The organism is Nocardiopsis coralli (genome assembly GCF_014892575.1).
GTDB classification, from domain to species: domain Bacteria; phylum Actinomycetota; class Actinomycetes; order Streptosporangiales; family Streptosporangiaceae; genus Nocardiopsis; species Nocardiopsis coralli.
Window position 1 is genome coordinate 1 of record NZ_JADBGI010000006.1, and the last position, 15,771, is coordinate 15,771.

General features: G+C 69.2%; 14 protein-coding genes. 11 read left to right on the forward strand and 3 right to left on the reverse strand.

Annotated elements, in window-relative coordinates; genetic code table 11:
- Nucleotides 1-820 precede the first annotated feature (820 nt).
- Nucleotides 821-1,633 (forward strand): ABC transporter permease, encoded by an 813-nt coding sequence (locus IDM40_RS07955; protein WP_328806968.1) that lies wholly within the window; start codon nucleotides 821-823, stop codon nucleotides 1,631-1,633.
- On the forward strand, nucleotides 1,633-2,358 hold the full coding sequence (locus IDM40_RS07960; protein WP_193121293.1) for an ABC transporter ATP-binding protein: 726 nt from the start codon (nucleotides 1,633-1,635) through the stop codon (nucleotides 2,356-2,358). Before IDM40_RS07955 ends, IDM40_RS07960 begins: the two co-directional genes overlap by 1 nt.
- 83 nt (nucleotides 2,359-2,441) lie before the next feature.
- On the opposite strand, the gene IDM40_RS07965 is transcribed toward IDM40_RS07960, so the two are convergent.
- Together IDM40_RS07965 and IDM40_RS07970 are read right to left on the reverse strand one after the other, a co-directional pair.
- Entirely contained in the window at nucleotides 2,442-2,639 is a 198-nt protein-coding gene (locus IDM40_RS07965) for a ferredoxin (RefSeq protein ID WP_193121294.1), read from the reverse strand.
- Between the two features lie 41 nt (nucleotides 2,640-2,680).
- Nucleotides 2,681-3,889, reverse strand: a complete 1,209-nt coding sequence (locus tag IDM40_RS07970) for a cytochrome P450 (protein ID WP_193121295.1) — start codon at nucleotides 3,887-3,889, stop codon at nucleotides 2,681-2,683.
- 203 nt (nucleotides 3,890-4,092) lie between these two features.
- Here IDM40_RS07970 and IDM40_RS07975 point away from each other — a divergent pair, with 203 nt between their 5' ends.
- From IDM40_RS07975 to cas6e, 9 genes are all read left to right on the forward strand, one after another.
- Complete coding sequence (locus IDM40_RS07975; RefSeq protein WP_193121296.1) at nucleotides 4,093-4,701, forward strand: TetR/AcrR family transcriptional regulator; 609 nt, start codon at nucleotides 4,093-4,095, stop codon at nucleotides 4,699-4,701.
- 113 nt (nucleotides 4,702-4,814) lie between these two features.
- Complete coding sequence (locus IDM40_RS07980) at nucleotides 4,815-5,021, forward strand: hypothetical protein (RefSeq protein WP_193121297.1); 207 nt, start codon at nucleotides 4,815-4,817, stop codon at nucleotides 5,019-5,021.
- Between the two features lie 77 nt (nucleotides 5,022-5,098).
- A complete protein-coding gene (locus IDM40_RS07985; protein WP_193121298.1) occupies nucleotides 5,099-5,686 on the forward strand; it encodes an acyl-CoA-like ligand-binding transcription factor in 588 nt (195 codons plus the stop codon).
- 142 nt (nucleotides 5,687-5,828) lie between these two features.
- Nucleotides 5,829-8,387, forward strand: coding sequence for a CRISPR-associated helicase Cas3' (gene cas3, locus IDM40_RS07990; protein ID WP_193121526.1), 2,559 nt, complete (start codon nucleotides 5,829-5,831; stop codon nucleotides 8,385-8,387).
- Nucleotides 8,388-8,490: 103 nt separating this feature from the next.
- Entirely contained in the window at nucleotides 8,491-10,119 is a 1,629-nt protein-coding gene (gene casA, locus IDM40_RS07995) for a type I-E CRISPR-associated protein Cse1/CasA (protein WP_193121299.1), read from the forward strand.
- 35 nt (nucleotides 10,120-10,154) lie between these two features.
- Nucleotides 10,155-10,691 (forward strand): type I-E CRISPR-associated protein Cse2/CasB, encoded by a 537-nt coding sequence (gene casB, locus IDM40_RS08000; RefSeq protein ID WP_216630552.1) that lies wholly within the window; start codon nucleotides 10,155-10,157, stop codon nucleotides 10,689-10,691.
- Between the two features lie 5 nt (nucleotides 10,692-10,696).
- Nucleotides 10,697-11,875 carry a type I-E CRISPR-associated protein Cas7/Cse4/CasC gene (gene cas7e, locus IDM40_RS08005; RefSeq protein ID WP_193121301.1) on the forward strand — a complete coding sequence of 393 codons (1,179 nt, stop codon included), beginning with the start codon at nucleotides 10,697-10,699 and terminating at the stop codon, nucleotides 11,873-11,875.
- Nucleotides 11,868-12,605, forward strand: coding sequence for a type I-E CRISPR-associated protein Cas5/CasD (gene cas5e / locus IDM40_RS08010; protein ID WP_328806969.1), 738 nt, complete (start codon nucleotides 11,868-11,870; stop codon nucleotides 12,603-12,605). The genes cas7e and cas5e overlap by 8 nt, the downstream gene beginning before the upstream one ends.
- Nucleotides 12,596-13,279, forward strand: a complete 684-nt coding sequence (gene cas6e / locus IDM40_RS08015; protein ID WP_193121302.1) for a type I-E CRISPR-associated protein Cas6/Cse3/CasE — start codon at nucleotides 12,596-12,598, stop codon at nucleotides 13,277-13,279. Before cas5e ends, cas6e begins: the two co-directional genes overlap by 10 nt.
- A 54-nt stretch (nucleotides 13,280-13,333) precedes the next feature.
- On the opposite strand, the gene IDM40_RS08020 is transcribed toward cas6e, so the two are convergent.
- Nucleotides 13,334-15,691, reverse strand: coding sequence for a penicillin acylase family protein (locus IDM40_RS08020; protein WP_193121303.1), 2,358 nt, complete (start codon nucleotides 15,689-15,691; stop codon nucleotides 13,334-13,336).
- Nucleotides 15,692-15,771: the final 80 nt, after the last annotated feature.

Consider the following 15,771-nt stretch of genomic DNA (forward strand, 5'->3'; position numbering starts at 1 on the left):
GTGGATAACTCCACGAGCACCCTTTTCTCGGATATCCTGAAGCGGGGGAAGGCGCGCTTGAAAATCCGCACGGCCTTGGGAGAATCTCCAACCCGGCCACCGCACACGTGTTACCCCTGACACTCAATGCCCTGCCGGGAGTGCGCGGGGCCCGGAGTCCGCCCGCACACCCGCCACTCCCCGACACTCAATGCCCTGCCGGGAGTGCGCGGGGCGTGCTTGTGCTTCCGCAGGAGCGAGCCACCGCCCGCACGCCGCAACCGTTGGTCGCAATGAAACACCCAAGGGGGATAGCAGTGACCACCGTTCCTTTGGGCGGGCGGGGGCCTTGGGGGTGAAGGGGGTTCGTCGATGCGGGTCGGGTCAGCCCGGCGAACAGGGCCGGAACGCACACCCGAGGCGCCCCGAACAACCACGCAGCACGCCGACGCATCCGCGCCAAGTTCAGGGATCGGGGGTGGCGCCGACGAGGGTTGCGTGCAGGCCCGGCCGGGCTACGATCCCGACCCCCGACGAACCACCACCCCCGAGGCAACACCACAGAACACCCCACCCCACATGACCCCCGACACCCCCACGCACAACCGACCCCGCAACCTCACACCCGAACCAATCGCGGGTGCCGGTCTCCGAGACCCGGTATCCAAGACCGTCCCCGGCCCCGAGCTCCGGAACAGGATCCGTGCGGGAAACCGTGAACCTCCCCGGCCCCTCGGCGCTACGTACTACGCAGCGCCGCCGGACCGCCCGGTGGCCGCGGACACGAGGAGGGCCGATGGTGGGAACGCCACCGGGAACGCCAGGGGCTTCAGGGACGCCCGTGTCACCGGGACGGACGGGCGGACCCGGCACAGCCGCGGAGACGGGCGCGGTCGACGCACCGTCGTGGCCGGTCGTGCTCCGCACCGAACTGACGCGGCTCAGGCGGGGGTTCCCGCTCTGGTACAGCGTCCTGCTGCCGGCGTTCCTGATCCTCCCGCTCGGGCTCATCACCGCGTTCTCCCCCGAGGCGCAGGCGGGCCGGGCGTGGGACACCTGGATCCAGGTGGTGCTCATGTTCTGGGGCGTGCTCCTACCGATGAGCGCCGCGCTCTACGCGGGGGTCGCCGAACGGCAGGACGACGACGCGCGGCGGCTGCTGTACACCTACGCGTTCCCGCGCAGCCGTCTGCTCATCGGCAAGTTCCTGGCGCTGGCTGTCCTGAGTCTGGTGTCGGCGTTCCTGCTCATCGCCTTCTTCCTCCTGTTGGGCGCGGGTCTGGGCCAGACCGGGGGCCTCGGGAAGATCGCCGTGGGCACCCTGGTTCCGTGGGCGGCCTTCCTCGGGGCGCTCGCGCTGTGCCTGGTCATCACCAACGCGTGGGGCTTCACGGCGACGATGTGCACGGGTGTGGCCGGGATGATGTTCGGCGCCCTGCTCGCCGACAAGGTCGTGTGGTGGGTGATCCCGCTCGCCTGGCCGATGCGCATGGTGGTTCCGATCGCGGGGATCGAGGCGTCCGGCGTTCCGCTGCCCGATCACCACCCGCTCAACGACCTGACGGTGCTACCGGTCGGGGTGGGCATGTCCCTCGCCCTGGCCGCGGTCCTGCTCGCCGTCGGTGCCCGTTACGTGAACCGGAAGGAACTGTGATGACCGAGGCGCTGCGGGTGTCGGGCGTGGAGAAGACGTTGGGGCGTTCCTTCGGCAAGCGGGGCGGCCACCCTGCTCTGCGGGGCGTGGACCTGAGCGTGCGGGCCGGGGAGGTCTACGGGCTGCTCGGGCCCAACGGCGCCGGCAAGACGACCCTGATGAAGACGATCGCGGGGCTGCTGCGCCTGGACACGGGGCAGATCTCGGTGTTCGGGCGGCCCCTGGACACGGACTCCCGCCGCGCGCTGGGCACTCTGATCGACGGTCCGGGTCTGTGGCCCCGGATGAACGCGGCCGAACACGTGCGCGTGCACACCAGGCTGCGGGGCGTCCCTGAGGCATGGGGGCACGAGGCCCTTGAGGTGGTCGCGATGGCCGAGCTCGCCGACCGCCGGGTCTCCGCGTACTCGCTGGGTATGCGGTGGCGGTTGGGGATCGCGCTGGCGCTCGTGTCCCGGCCGTCCCTGCTCGTGCTGGACGAGCCCACCAACGGTCTGGACCCGCTCGGGATGCGGGACATGCGCGGGCTTCTGCGGCGGCTCGCGGCGGAGGGTACGACCGTGTTCGTCTCCAGCCACCAGCTGGACCAGATCGCCCGGACCTGCGACCGCGTCGGGGTCCTGGTGGACGGCGCCACACGGTACGAGGGCACGCTCGAGGGTCTGGCGGCCGGCGGGGACCTGGAAGAGGGGTTCCTGGACCTGGTGTCCGAGGGCGCCGCGTAGGGGTTGCGCCCGGGCCGCCGCCCACGCGCCGGCCCGAGTGGGGGCGCCCGGCCCACAAGACGGGTCGGCCGGGCGCCCGGGGCTCAGTCGTCGTGCAGGGTGATCGCTGCGGTCGGACACACCTGTGCGGCTTCGTGCACGTCGGCGTGCAGGTCCGCGCCGGGTTCCGGTTCCAGCAGTTCGACGATGCCGTCCTCCTCGCGCTGGTCGAAGACGTCCGGCGCGATCAGGACGCACTGGCCGGCCCCGCAGCACGCGTCCTGGTCCACGGTGATCTTCATTCCGGGCCCCTCCTCACTCGTCGGGGTGTTCGCGGCGTCGGTCACCAGCGGACCGGGACCTCGCGCAGGCCGCCCACGAGGAGCCCTTCGACCCGTTCGAGGTGCTCGGGCGGCGATGCCAGTTCGAGGGTGGGGAGCTCGCGCAGGAGCACCTCCAGGGTCACCTGGAGTTCGGTGCGGGCCAGCGCTTGCCCGAGACAGGAGTGCGCCCCCGTCCCGAAGGCCAGGTGCGGGTTGGGGACACGCTCCAGGTCCATCCCGTCGGGGTCGCTGAACACATGCTCGTCGCGGTTGGCGGCGGCCATGCTGCACACGACGGCCGATCCCTCGGGAACGGTTTCGCCGGCGACCTCGGTGTCCTCGGTGACCATGCGGGTCAGCCCGAAACCTTGGTTGGCGTCGGCGCGCAGGGACTCCTCGACCGCGGTGCGCACCTTCGACGGGTCCGAGACCAGGCGTTCCCAGCGGCTGCGGTCGGCCAGGAGCATCGAGACCATCTTGCCGATCATGTTCGCGGTGGTCTCGTGCCCGGCGATCAGGAGGCCCATCGAGGTGCCGAGGAGTTCGGTGTCGTCGAGGCCGTCCTCGCCGCTCTCCCGCTGTTCGATGAGCGCGCTGATGAGGTCGTCGGCGGGTTCGGCGTGCTTGGCCTCGATGTGCCCGGCCATGTAGTCGACGAACTCCCGCTGGGCCGCCTGCATCTCCTGGCCGGTGTAGCGGGTGAGGTTCAGGAGGGTGTCGGACCAGCGCGAGAAGCGTTCCCGGTCCTCGGCGGGCACCCCCAGCATGTCGCAGATGACGAAGACCGGGAGCGGGAAGGCCAGGCTCGCCTTGAGGTCGGCGGGCTGCCCGGAGGCGGTCATGTCCCGGATGAGGTCCTCGGCGATCCGTTCCATGCCCGGCCGGAGCTGACGCATGCGTTTGGCGGTGAACCAGCGGCCGACCAGGCGCCTCCACCGCAGGTGGTTCTCGCCGGTGGAAGGCACCATCCGGGACAGGTCGGCCGAGTCGTCCCCGGTCTCCCCGGCGTCCCCGGCGGTGCTCCCCACACGGATGTCCCGTTCGAAGCGGGGGTCGGCGAGCATCGCCTTGACGTCCTCGTGGCGGGTGAGCAGCTTGGCCGGTGCCCCGTTGGGCAGGTGCACGTCGGCCACCGGACACTCGCGGCGCAGACCCTCCCATTCCCTGGGCGGTTCGAGCGCGGACTCCGGCGTCAACGGATAGGGCAGTGCATGTTCCTGCGGACTCATCGAGCCTTCCCTCTCGTGCTGCGGGGTGCGCGTGCGGGCACGCCCCGCGCGGATCGCGGCCGGGGGATGTGGTCGGTGCGGGCAGGATCGTGCGGCGGTACCGGGTCACGGTTCTGCACCCGGAATTGAGATGACGCTATCGCTTGCCGCGCGAGGGGGTCAAGAAAAGTGAGAGTCGACTCTCGGTCGATAGGGTGAGCCACATGAGTACCGAGGCCCCGAGACGGCTGCGCGCTGACGCGGCCCGCAACAGCGAGAGGATCGTGCGAGCCGCCCGCGACGTCTTCGCGGAACAGGGCCCGGACGCCCGCCTGGACGAGGTCGCCCGCCGCGCGGGGGTGGGCGTGGCCACGCTCTACCGGCGCTTCCCCGACAAGGCCGTCCTGGTGCGTGCGGTCCTGGACCAGGCCTTCCACGAACGTGTCGCCCCCGTCATCGAGGAGGCAGCGCAGGGGGACGACGCCCACGCCGGACTGGTCGCCGTGCTCGACGCGACGATGTCCCTGCTGGCGAGCGAGTACAACACCCTCTCGGCCGCGGGCGACCTGGGCGTGCTGACCATGGACTCCCGGCGGGCCTTCTTCGAGCAGATCATGGGCCTCGTCCGGCGTGCGCAGGAGGAGGGGGCCGTGCGCGGCGACCTCGAACCCGAGGACGTGCCCCGGTTCATGATCATGCTCGCCAGCGTCCTGGTGACCATGGAGCGCGGCAGCGAGGGGTGGAAGCGCTACCTCGCCCTCCTCGGCGACGCCCTCTCCCCCGAAGCGGCGCACCCCCTGCCCCCGCCCCCTCCCGTGATCCGCCCGTTCTGAGGCCCGCGCCGCGGTGCCGCGGTGTGCCCCGGAGCCGTGGCCGGAGCGCGGTGCACCCGCCATAAGCTGGACGACATGTCTGATCTCGCCCACACGAAGCGGGGTGGCCTCCGGTGAGGAACGCCGCCACCATCGTGTCCTTCGTCGTCTTCATCGTCGCCTTCGTCGCCACCCGCGACCTCACGCGGACCTTCCTGGCGTCCTGGGTCGACCTGGGAGGCGTCGCGCTCTGGGCCGCCTCCTTCGCCTCCTCCGTCGCGCTGGCCGGCTTGGCCGCCGGGCTCGTGCTCCAGATCTTCCGGTTCTTCGACCGCGGCTGACCCCTCGGGGGAACCGGCCGGAAACCGCCGCGTTCCACGGATTCCCGGGGCCCGTGTGCGTGCGCCATGATGTGCGCATGGGTTTGCGAGAGCGGAAGAAGGCGGCCACACGTGCCGCGATCCGACGCCAGGCGCTGGCGCTCATCCGGGAGCAGGGGTACGAGGCGACAACCACCGAACAGATCGCCGAGGCCGCGGGTGTCTCGGCGAGCACCTTCTTCCGCTACTTCCCGACGAAGGAAGAGGCGGTCCTCACCGAGGACGTGTTCGCCCGGGTGCACCGCTACTTCCTCGACGAACCCGCGGAGACGCCCCTCACCGACGCCCTGCGCTCGGGGGTGCGGCGCGCGTACGCGGAGATGAGCGGCGAGGACCGCGACGAGGACCTCGACCGGCGCCGGCTCATGTTCACCGTGCCGGAGCTGCGTTCGGCCCTGATCGCCCGGCACGCCACCGGGATCGGTGAGCTCGCCGAGGCCGCCGCCGAACGCACCGGACGGCCCGCGTCCGACCTCGACGTGCGCGCTTGGGCGGGCGCGTGCATCGGGGTGCTGTTGTCGGTCTCGCTCGCCGTCGCCGAGGAGGGCGGGGGCGAACCCGCGGACTTCCCCGACCTGCTCGACAGCGCGATCGCCCGCGTGCAGGGCGGCGCGCTGGACCTCTGAGCCGGGCGCGCGTTCCGGGGCGCCCGGGGGCGGCCGCGCGGATTGTCGGTGCCGGGTGTTGGTATGGGTAGCGGCCCCCAGAACCCGGTCACGGAGAGGTACGCCCGTGCTCCTTCCCCCCACCCACGACGAGTTGCTGCGGATGCCCTGGGCGAAGCACACTTCGAGGCTCAGGCCGAAGCACGGGCCGAAAGAGCGCAAGACGAGGCAGGGCTGGATGCACCCGCTGGTCTGCCACCTCATCGACACGATGGAGGTCGCGCGGCTGCTGTACCACCGCTTCCTCGGGCCGGAGGTGCGCAAGGAACTGGACGAGGTCTTCCGACCACTCACCGACGGGGACTCGCAGCAGACCGTGAAGTGGGTGGCGCTGCTGTGCGGGCTGCACGACCTCGGCAAGTTCTCCCCGGCGTTCCAAGGCGTCTCCGTGGAGGTAGCGAAGAAGCGCTTTCCGCACAGTGAGCACGAGTTGCTGGACGGCTGCGCGGCCCGGCGCGGCAGGAAGCAAGACACCCCGCACGGGATCAGTACCGGCGTGCACCTCGACGTGCTCCTGCGCGGTCTCGACGCACCGGTGACCACCCGCATCGTGCTGAGCCAGGTGTTGGCCGGCCACCACGGATATTTTCCGCCCCCCTCCGTACTCGCGCGATATCGGGACGCCAGGGGCGGCCTGCACAGGGAGGACATCGGGCAAGGTCTCTGGCGCGAAGGCCGGTCCGCCATGCTGCACGAGCTGGCGCGGCTCGCCGGCGTGGTCTTCGATGATCCGCGCTGGGCAGACGTACGTGTGACCTCTCGTGCCGTGCTCTGTCTGGCGGGGCTGACCACGATCTCCGACTGGTTGGCGTCGGACACCACGTACTTCCCCTACGCCAAGGACCCCGACTGCCTGGACGAGTACCGGGCCCGATCCGAGGCACGTGCGCACAGGGCCATGAATGTGACGGGGTGGCACCCTTGGCGGCCCGGCGAGCACACGGGCTTCACGGACATCTTCGCGGAGCAGCTGAGCCGGGACAGCGCGGAGACCGTCGAACCGCGCCCCCTGCAGCGTGAGGTGGAGCAGCTGGTCGATACCTGCCGGGAACCCGGTGTGCTGGTGATCGAGGCACCCACCGGCGAGGGCAAGACCAAGGCTGGCCTCCAGGCGGCCGCACGCCTGTCCCACGTGCTGGGACTGGGCGGGCTCTACTACTCCACACCGACCCGGGAACTCAGTCGCCAGACCTACGACGACGCACGCGCCCTGCTCGACGGACTCGGCTCCGACCTCGAGGTGAACGTCGTCTACTCGGGGTCGGCAAAGGAACAGAAGGAGATCGAGGCGGCGAACCAGGCCACGGCCGGCAGCACCATCAACCCGACAGGGGTGGAGGGTGAGGACGATGCGGGCGAGGACGGTTGCGCCCTTCGTGCGTGGGACTGGTTCGCGAGCAAGAAAGGGTTGGCCTTCCCGGTGGGGGTGGGCACCGTCGACCAAGCACTCAAGTCCGTGATCCGGGGAGGGCACAACTTCCTCGGCATGGCGGCGCTGAGCAACAAGGTCGTGGTGATCGACGAGGTGCACTCCTACGGCGCGTACACCACACGCATCGTCAAGCAGCTCATCTGGTACTGCGGTTGGTTGGGCTCGCCCGTAGTACTCATGTCCGCGACTCTCTCCCCGGAGCAGCGCGTCGAGCTGATCGAGGAATGGCACGCCGGGGCGGAGGGCCGTGTTCCACTCCCCCAGAGCACCAAGGACACCGGCTCGACGCCATGGAAAGTCACCTGGAGCCGGGACATGGCGAGGCCCAGGACATTCCGCCTGTCGGAGGTCGCGAGGAAAAGGGGGCCGGTACGGCTGAAGCGCCTACCTGAAAGCCCGGAAACCATCGCCGACCATGTCGAGAAGCTCGTGGACCAGGACGGCACCGCCCTGGTCGTGCTCAACACGACGGCACGGGCCAAGACCGTGCACGACCTGCTCGAGGAGCGGTACAAGAAGCGTTCCGGCTCCCCCGAGCTGATCCATTTCGAAGGGGACCACCAAGGTGAACAGCGCCGGGAGATCAAGGGCCGGATCGACGCGCACCTCGGCAAGAAGTCCCTGCCGGATCGACATGCGATCGTGGTCGGCACGCCGGTACTCGAACACGGCATGGACATCGACGCGGACGTTCTCGTCAGCGACCTGTGCCCGATCGACCTGCTGTTCCAACGGACAGGGAGGCTGCACCGCCACGCTCGCGGCACTCGCCCGTCCAACCTGTCCGTGCCCACGCTGTACGTCGCCGATATCGAACCTGCGGTCCTTGCAGCAGTGCCCGCGGGAAAGAAGCGCAAGAACCTGAAGTTCACCCCGTATGTGTCGAACGTCTACGAGCAGTGGATCCTCGGCCGTTCCCGCGCCATTCTCGAGGAGGTTTTCCCTGGCGAGCAGTGGCGCCCCTTCGATGAGGTCGGTGAGCAGATCCACCGGGTCTATTCGGAGGCGGATTCCATCGAGCCGGAGAAGGGGTGGGAAGACGCATGGCGAGCGGCGGAACGGAAATACCTCCGAAAGCTCGAAGACATGGAGGCGGACGCTCGGGCGGTCCTGATCCCGCTGCTCCGCGGACCCCAGCAGATCCACTTGGTGACGGAGCGCCGTGCACCGGCCGGCAGCACCCGCCAGTCGCAAGGGAGTCACGACGACCGCAAGTACCGCCGTCCTTGAGTCGAGCGTACGACCGCACAGGCGATCCCCATTTCTCCCACTTTTCCCACACAATGAACCCGAGTCCCGATAGAGTGACCGTCCCCCTACCCCCGGAGTTTTGGTGACCCTCTGCCGCTTCAACCTGCTCGACGAACAGTGGATCCCTGTCATCACAACCTCAGGTGAGTCCACGGAGCTCGGCATCCTCGACGTCTTCCGGAGATCGGGCGACCTTCGCTGCATCCGCGGTGAGTCGCCCGTGGTCACCGCCTCGCTGTACCGGCTCCTACTGGCATTCCTGCACCGGTCCCTCGACGGGCCAAAAGATGAAGATGCCTGGGGCGAACTCTGGGCGAGCCGCCCCGGATCGCAGGCCCTGAAGGATCTGGATAAGCACGGGGAATCACACCGTGATGCCTTCTGGCTCCTGGGCGGCGAGCGACCGTTCTTCCAATGCCCGAACCCCTCCGGGGTCAGGAGCCCCGCCTCTCAACTACTCCTGCACAGAGCCACGGGCAACAACACGACCTTGTTCGACCACACGGTGGACTCGGACCAGGCCGTGCTTCCCGCCGACGTTGCGGCCCGTTGGCTGGTCGCGGTGCAGTTCTACGACACCGGTGGACTGAAACCTGGGCGGTTGTCCAGTGTCGCCTCGCACGGCAACAGCTTCGGGACGGTTCTTCTCGAAGGCTCGACCCTCTGGGAAACCCTGATGCTCAATGCGGTCGTCTACGCCCCTGAGTGGCAGCTCCCTATTGGCCTGGGTGGAGCTCACGACTGCGCCGTCTGGGAACGCACGAGCCCTCCCTCACCAGAATCCGTCAAAGACGTGCGCCCGAAGGGCTGGGCCCACCTCCTCACGCTTCCCACGCGCAACATCCTCCTGCACTGGGTCGAGAAGGACGGTGCTCCCCATGTCGACGCGGTGGTGGTCTCGCCCGGCGAACAGCTCGCGAAGAACCTGGACAGCGAAATGATGGCCGCATTCGCAGAGCGTGAGACCAAAGGGAAAAAGAAAGAGGTCGATCCGGTCAAGCTGGAGATGCTGCGAGGGGTGTGGCGTCACGCCACCGACCTTCTCCTGCCGACCGAGAACCACGACGGAGCCCGCCGACCGGCGACGGTCTCCGCTGCGGCCGATCACGTCGATTACGGAAGGATCGACCCCGGAAAAACGGTCACCCTCCGTGTCTTCGGGCAGAAGCTCATGTCCAATCCGGGAGCGGTCGAGTACTGGTCCGAAGAAGCGTTTCCGATCAAGCTCTCTCTCCTCGTGGCACAGGACCGCGGATGGAGTCTCGATCTCGCGTTCGGGCACTCCGTGAAGCTGGCCGACGACGTCGGTAAGGCGCTCCAGGGGATGCTGCGCACCTACCGCGGAGAGCTCCGTGCATCGTTCGACCGCTACGAGCACTGGAGTTTTCTCGCTGAACGGTACTGGCCGCACCTGGACACCGGGTTCCAACGCTTGCTGCACGACGTCGGCGACCTGGTGGGGCGGCGTGATCCGGGCGACCCCCAAGGGCTTTCCGAACTCCGCGAACTACTGGATGAATGGCAAAACCACGTGCGGACCACGGTCGACCAGGCCCTCGACACATGGCTGGAGCGTTCCCCCGGAGGCTCCCCCCGTCAGGTGTTCGAGCTCGCAAGCACAGAAATGATCGCACGGTCGAATGTGAACAAGGCCTTCGACAACTTCGACGAGGCGATAGATCCGGACATCGCTCGAAGGACAGCACCGTGAACAAAGGGAAAGCGGATAACCCCCACCAGGGGTACGTGAACGAGCTTTACACGATGGGCTGGAAACTGAACTCGGGCCAAGCACAGGCCGTCGCGCAGGCAAGACGGCAGCTGGCGCGTTTCCGCCGCAGTCTCACCGAAGACAGGTACATCGATGACGTCTACGACGTGCTCCTGAAGTTCGAAAGAATCCCCGCCGCGCACGAGGGGCCTTGCCTGCTCATCGGCGGCCTCTACGCGCTGCACCCCGACAACGGCACCTCTTCACCCAAACGGTGGCCACTGTGTGCTGCCCTCGCGGAGTCCTCCTCCGCTGAAGCCAGGGTCCGCCAGCTCATCGGCGCGTCCCAAACCAGCAACGAGGCGCTCGAGCACTACCTCCGCCAGGCGGTCCGTCTCGTGTCACGCGCACCGGAACAGCGGCCACTCGACTACAACCAGCTCCTCTGGGACCTCATTCACCTCAGCAGCGGAGATGAGACGAGGGCGCGCCCCGTACGCCGGCGTTGGGCACGGGACTTCCGCCATCAGGTGCACACGAGCCAGACCTCCGACAAGAAGGATGCGACCTGACGACCATGATCATCGAACTGCACCTCATCCAGTCGTTCCCGGCGAGCAACCTCAACCGGGACGACCTGGGCCAACCCAAATCGGTCACCTTCGGCGGTGCTCTGCGCGGACGGGTCTCCAGCCAGAGCCTCAAGAAGGCCGCGCGTTCGCTCTTCCCCCACGTCGGCCTGGCCGAGGGCGAGACCGCTTGGCGCACCAAACGCCTGGTCCAGCAGGCGGCCGCGGAGCTGGAGGAGGGCGATGAGGAACAACGGGTGGCCGTGGTGACCGAAGCGCTCCGCCAGATGGGGTTCGGCGTGGAGTCCACCGGTCTGACCGAATACCTGCTCTTCGTCGGCAGGCGGGCCGTGGATGACCTCGTCGCGTTCTGCCGGGAGAACCAGGACTGGCTGCTGAAGGAGGATGCGAAGCGGGCCGACAAGATCGCCAAGGCCAAGACCGACCAGGCCAAGAAGAAGCTCAAGAAGGAAGAGAAGCCACCGAAGAAGGCGGCCCAGGCTGCGAAGCGGATCCTCGACGCCCGCCGTGCGGTCGACATCGCGCTCTTCGGCCGCATGATCGCCGACAACAAGGACTTCAACGTCGACGCGGCCTCCCAGGTCGCGCACGCCATCTCCACCCACGCGGTGGCGGGCGAGTTCGACTTCTACACCGCCGTCGACGACCTCAAGCCCGACGACGAGGCGGGCGCCGACATGATCGGCACGGTCGACTTCAACGCGGCCTGCTACTACCGCTACGCCAACCTCGACCTAGGCCAGCTCCAGCACAACCTGTTCGGCAAGGCCGCCAAGCCCGAGGACATCGACGAGGACCTGCTCCAGCGGGCCACCAGCGCGTGGCTGAACGCCTTCGTCCGGGCGGTCCCCAGCGGCAAGCAGAACTCCATGGCCGCCCGCACCATGCCGGACACCCTCCTCGCGGTGGTGCGCGACAGCGGTTCCTGGAACCTGGCCAACGCCTTCCTCGACCCGGTTCCGGGCAAGGGGGTCATGGGCGCCTCGACCGAACTCATGTGGAAGCACTTCCAGCAGCTGCGCGGGTTCTACGGCGAGGAGGAGATCCGCGCGGTGGCGATGGCTTCGCTCTCCGGCGACCTCGAGAAGCTCGAGGTTCCCGAGAGCGAGCAGGCCGCCAGCCTGCAGGCGTTCACGAGCAAGGTCCTGGGTGAGGCCCGTGGCTGAGGGCCCGGTCCTGGCTCTGCGGTTCGACGCCCCGATGCAGTCCTGGGGCGTGCGCTCGCGTTTCACCCACCGCGACACCATGCAGGAGCCCACCAAGTCGGGTGTGGTCGGGGTGCTGGGTGCGGCGCTGGGCATCGGGCGCACGGACAAGCCGGAGATCAAGCAGCTGGCCGACCTGCACATGGCGGTGCGGGTCGAGCGCGAGGGCATCGTGGAGCGCGACTACCAGGTCTCCACCGACGTTCCCACGACGAAGGGCACCGGGCACCGCAACGTCGTCAGCCACCGCTATTACCTGGCCGACGCGCTCTTCCTTGTGCTGTTGCAGGGCGAGCGCGCCTTGCTGGAGCGGGTCGCCGAGGCCGTCCAGCACCCCCGCTGGCCCCTGTTCTTCGGGCGCAAGGCCCACGTTCCGGCCTCGCCGTTGATCCTCGCCCCGGAGCGCGGGTTCGGTACCGGTCTGCGCCCCGAGGGCAGCCTCGAGCAGGCCCTGCAGGAGCACCCGTGGCAGGAGGAAAGGCCTGAGCTGATCAAGGACATCGAGAGCGACCCGTGGCTGCGCACGGTCACCGACGTCGAGGCGCACGAGCCCGAGCGGGAAGCGCGGTACGACGTCCCGGTGACCTTCGAGTCCGGCAACCGGAAGTTCCAGCAGCGGTACGTGCGCGTCGGCCGTGTTCCGGTCCCGCAGAGCGACGCCCAGCCGGAAAGGGAAAGCCCGTGTACCTGAGCCGACTGCGCCCGAGCATCCGCTCGCGTGCCTACCGCCGCGACCACGCGGACGTGCAGCACATGCACCGCACCCTGATGTCGGCCTTCCCCGAGGTCGACGCCGACGGGTCCGCGCGCAAGGAGAACGGGCTGCTCTGGCGCCTGGACCGCTCGGACGCAGGCCACATGCTGCTCGTGCAGAGCGCCGTCGAACCCGACTGGGCACAACTGCCCGACGACTATTTGGCCGCGCCGGCGGAGACCCGGTCCATGGCGGCGGTCTTCGAGGCGATCGTGCCCGGCCGTGAACTGGCCTTCCGCTGCACGGCCAACCCCACGCGCATCGTGCGGGACCCGAAGGCCCCGAAGTTCGAACGGGGACGGCGGGTGGCCCTGCACGACGAGAAGAGCCGGCTGGGCTGGATCGCACGCAAGGGTGAACAGCACGGGTTCGAGATCCCGGCGACCCACGACGGCGCCCTGGCCGTGGACGTCGTGCCCCTGCCGCCCGCGATCGGTTACAAGGGCACGTCGTCGCGGCGCAGCAAGATCACCGTGTCGCCGGCGCAGTTCGACGGCCGCCTGGTGGTGACCGACGCCGACGCTTTCGCGGAGGCGGTCCGCACCGGCATAGGCCGCGCGAAGGCGTACGGCTGCGGCCTGCTGAGCCTGGCCCCGGTGCCGTTCGTCTGACACGGACACCGGACCGGGGCGGGGCCGACAGCGCGGCCCCGCCCCGGTTCCGGGTCAGCCCTGCGGGATCAGGGCGATCGTGTGCTGGGTGTCCGCCTCGACCGCGTCCTCGCTGTAGTGCAGCGGGACGTAGTCACCCTCGCGCCACGGGTCGACGTGGTCGTCGTAGTGCGGGCTGTCGGGGTCTCCGGACTGGCCGGGGCCGTTGACGGCGAGGGAGGAGTCCCACTCGCCGACGTCCAGGACCATGCGGTACGAGGCGCCCGCGTTGTGCCGGTACTCGGACTGGTCCATCCCGGACCGGTTCACGGTGTGGTTGGAGCCCTGACGCTCGAACGGCCCCAGGTCGCCGTCGAGGGGGTGCTCGAACACCGTGTGGTGCAGGTCGCCCCAGCGCCACTGGGAAGGGTCCGCACCCAGGGATCCGGCGACGTCCTCGTAGGCCGCGGCGAGGGACTCGACGAGGATCCGGTCGCGCTCCGCCTCGGGGTCGCCGTCGAGCCACTCCTCCGGGTGGTGCAGTGCGTCCAGCAGTGCCCCGGCGTCCTCGGTGTGGTCGGCGAAGGCGGCGAGTTCGGGCGAGACCGCCTCGTAGAAGGCCGGGCCCAGGTGGCGGGCGAACCAGGTCTGGTACAGGGCGGCGGGCGCGGAGTCCACCGTGTGGTCGCCGTCCCAGCCCGTCAGGAGCTCGGCCGCGGCGCTCGCCTCGGCGTCCCTGCCGATGATGCTCTCCAGCAGGGGCAGCGCCTCGCGCACGGTCAGGTCGACGTCGTCGTTCTGCAGGTCGCCGGCCTCCTCCAGGGTGTGCGGGTCCCCGCCGCCGAGCACCTCGGTGATGCGGTCCTGGCGGAAGCCGGGGTCCCACTCGTAGCCGAGGTTGTTGTCCTCGGGCTGGTTGTACTCGTTGGCCGTGGAGAAGAAGCCCTCGTCGGGGTTGTGCACGTACGGCAGGTCGTCCCGGAACCCGTCCCACTCGTGGCTGCCGTCGCCGGGCACGGGGAGCAGGCCGTCGTCGTCGCCGCGGTCGGGCACGCGCCCGGCCGCGACCCACCCGATGTCGCCGTGCACGTCGGCGTAGGTGTAGTTCATCGGCGGTCCGCCCCAGCCGTCGAGGACCGAACGGAACGCGTCGAAGTCCTCGGTCTGCATGAGTTCGAGGCTGTTGAAGTAGGCGGTGGTGCCGGGCTCGGTCCAGGTGGTGCGCACGGCGTAGGCGGTGTCGGAGTCGGTGTCCTCCGAGATCACGGGGCCGTGGTGGGTGAAGCGCAGCTCCACCTCCTCGGTCGAGCCGTCGGGAAGGGTCAGCTCCTCGGTGACCGTGTCCATCTGCTTCCACTCGCCGTCGTGGCGGTAGCGGGTGGGGTCGTCGGGGTCGACGTCGTAGAACAGCAGGTCCTGCTGGTCGGCGGCGAGGAAGGTGAGCCCGAAGGCGGCCGTCCCGTTGTGCCCCATCGCCACGCCCGGCAGGAACGGTTCACCCGCGCCGACGACGTCGACCTCCGGGGAGGTCAGGTGCACGACGTAGCGGAGCGCGGGCGCCGTGACGGGCCGGTGCGGGTCGCCGGCGAGGATCGGGCGGCCGGAGTCGGTGTGGTCGGGTGAGACGGTCCAGCTGTTGCTGCCCTCGCCGCCGTTGGTGGTCAGCGGGGCGTCCTCCTCGGGCCCCGCCAGGCGGGCAGAGCCGTCGTCGTCGAAGGAGACGTCGCCGGTGGCGAGCCGGTAGGTGTCCAGGACGTCGTCGGGCACCGAGCACGGGTCCAGGCCCTCGGGCAGGGACGCGGTGTGATCGGGCTCCATACCGAGGAGCAGGTCGGCGTTGGCGAGCTCGTCGTCGCAGGCCACCTGGGTGCGGGTGAGTTCGCTGGCGAGGTTCTCGCCGAGGCTGTGCGTGCGGATGCGCACGACGTCCTCGGGTTCCCAGTGCGCCGGTTCGTAGCCGAGCTCGTCGAACTCGGGCGGGCGGTGCTCGGGGTTGTCGTCGAGCCAGTCGACGTAGGCGTTGATGCCCTCGGCGAAACGGGTGGCGGTGGTGCGGGCCTCGGGGCCGTAGCTCTCCCACTCGCGGTCCATGTCGCCCCGGTACAGGAAGAGGCGTGCGGCGCGGTCGCGCTCGACGAAGTCGGGCCCCAGGACCTCGGAGAGCTCGCCCAGTCCCTGTCTGCGGTGCAGGTCGATCTGGAACAGCCGGTCGCGGGCGGCGTTGACCCCCTGGGCGTAGAAGAGGTCCTCGTTGGTCTCGGCGGTGATGTGCGGGATCCCGGCGGAGTCGACGGCGATGGAGACCTCGCCGTCGAGCCCGGGCAGATGGAGTTCGTCCCGGTCGGCGGTCTCGGCGGGGGCGGCCCCGGTGAGGGCCAGTGGAGCGCCGATGACGGCGGCGGAGATCAGGGCCGTGGCTGTGCGTCTGCGCAAGATGCGTCCTTGAATCGGGGGGAGGAACGGATCGGAGGGACGCGGACGCAGGAACCTTACATCGAGCGCTGTGGGTCGGA

Excerpts from the sequence above, each read along its gene's own strand:
- cas3 (WP_193121526.1), top strand. The coding sequence starts at position 5,829 with ATGCCCTGGGCGAAGCACACTTCGAGGCTCAGGCCGAAGCACGGGCCG.
- IDM40_RS07975 (WP_193121296.1), top strand. The coding sequence starts at position 4,093 with ATGAGTACCGAGGCCCCGAGACGGCTGCGCGCTGACGCGGCCCGCAAC.
- IDM40_RS07960 (WP_193121293.1), top strand. The coding sequence starts at position 1,633 with ATGACCGAGGCGCTGCGGGTGTCGGGCGTGGAGAAGACGTTGGGGCGT.
- IDM40_RS07970 (WP_193121295.1), bottom strand. The coding sequence starts at position 3,889 with ATGAGTCCGCAGGAACATGCACTGCCCTATCCGTTGACGCCGGAGTCC.
- cas7e (WP_193121301.1), top strand. The coding sequence starts at position 10,697 with ATGATCATCGAACTGCACCTCATCCAGTCGTTCCCGGCGAGCAACCTC.
- IDM40_RS07965 (WP_193121294.1), bottom strand. The coding sequence starts at position 2,639 with ATGAAGATCACCGTGGACCAGGACGCGTGCTGCGGGGCCGGCCAGTGC.
- IDM40_RS07985 (WP_193121298.1), top strand. The coding sequence starts at position 5,099 with ATGGGTTTGCGAGAGCGGAAGAAGGCGGCCACACGTGCCGCGATCCGA.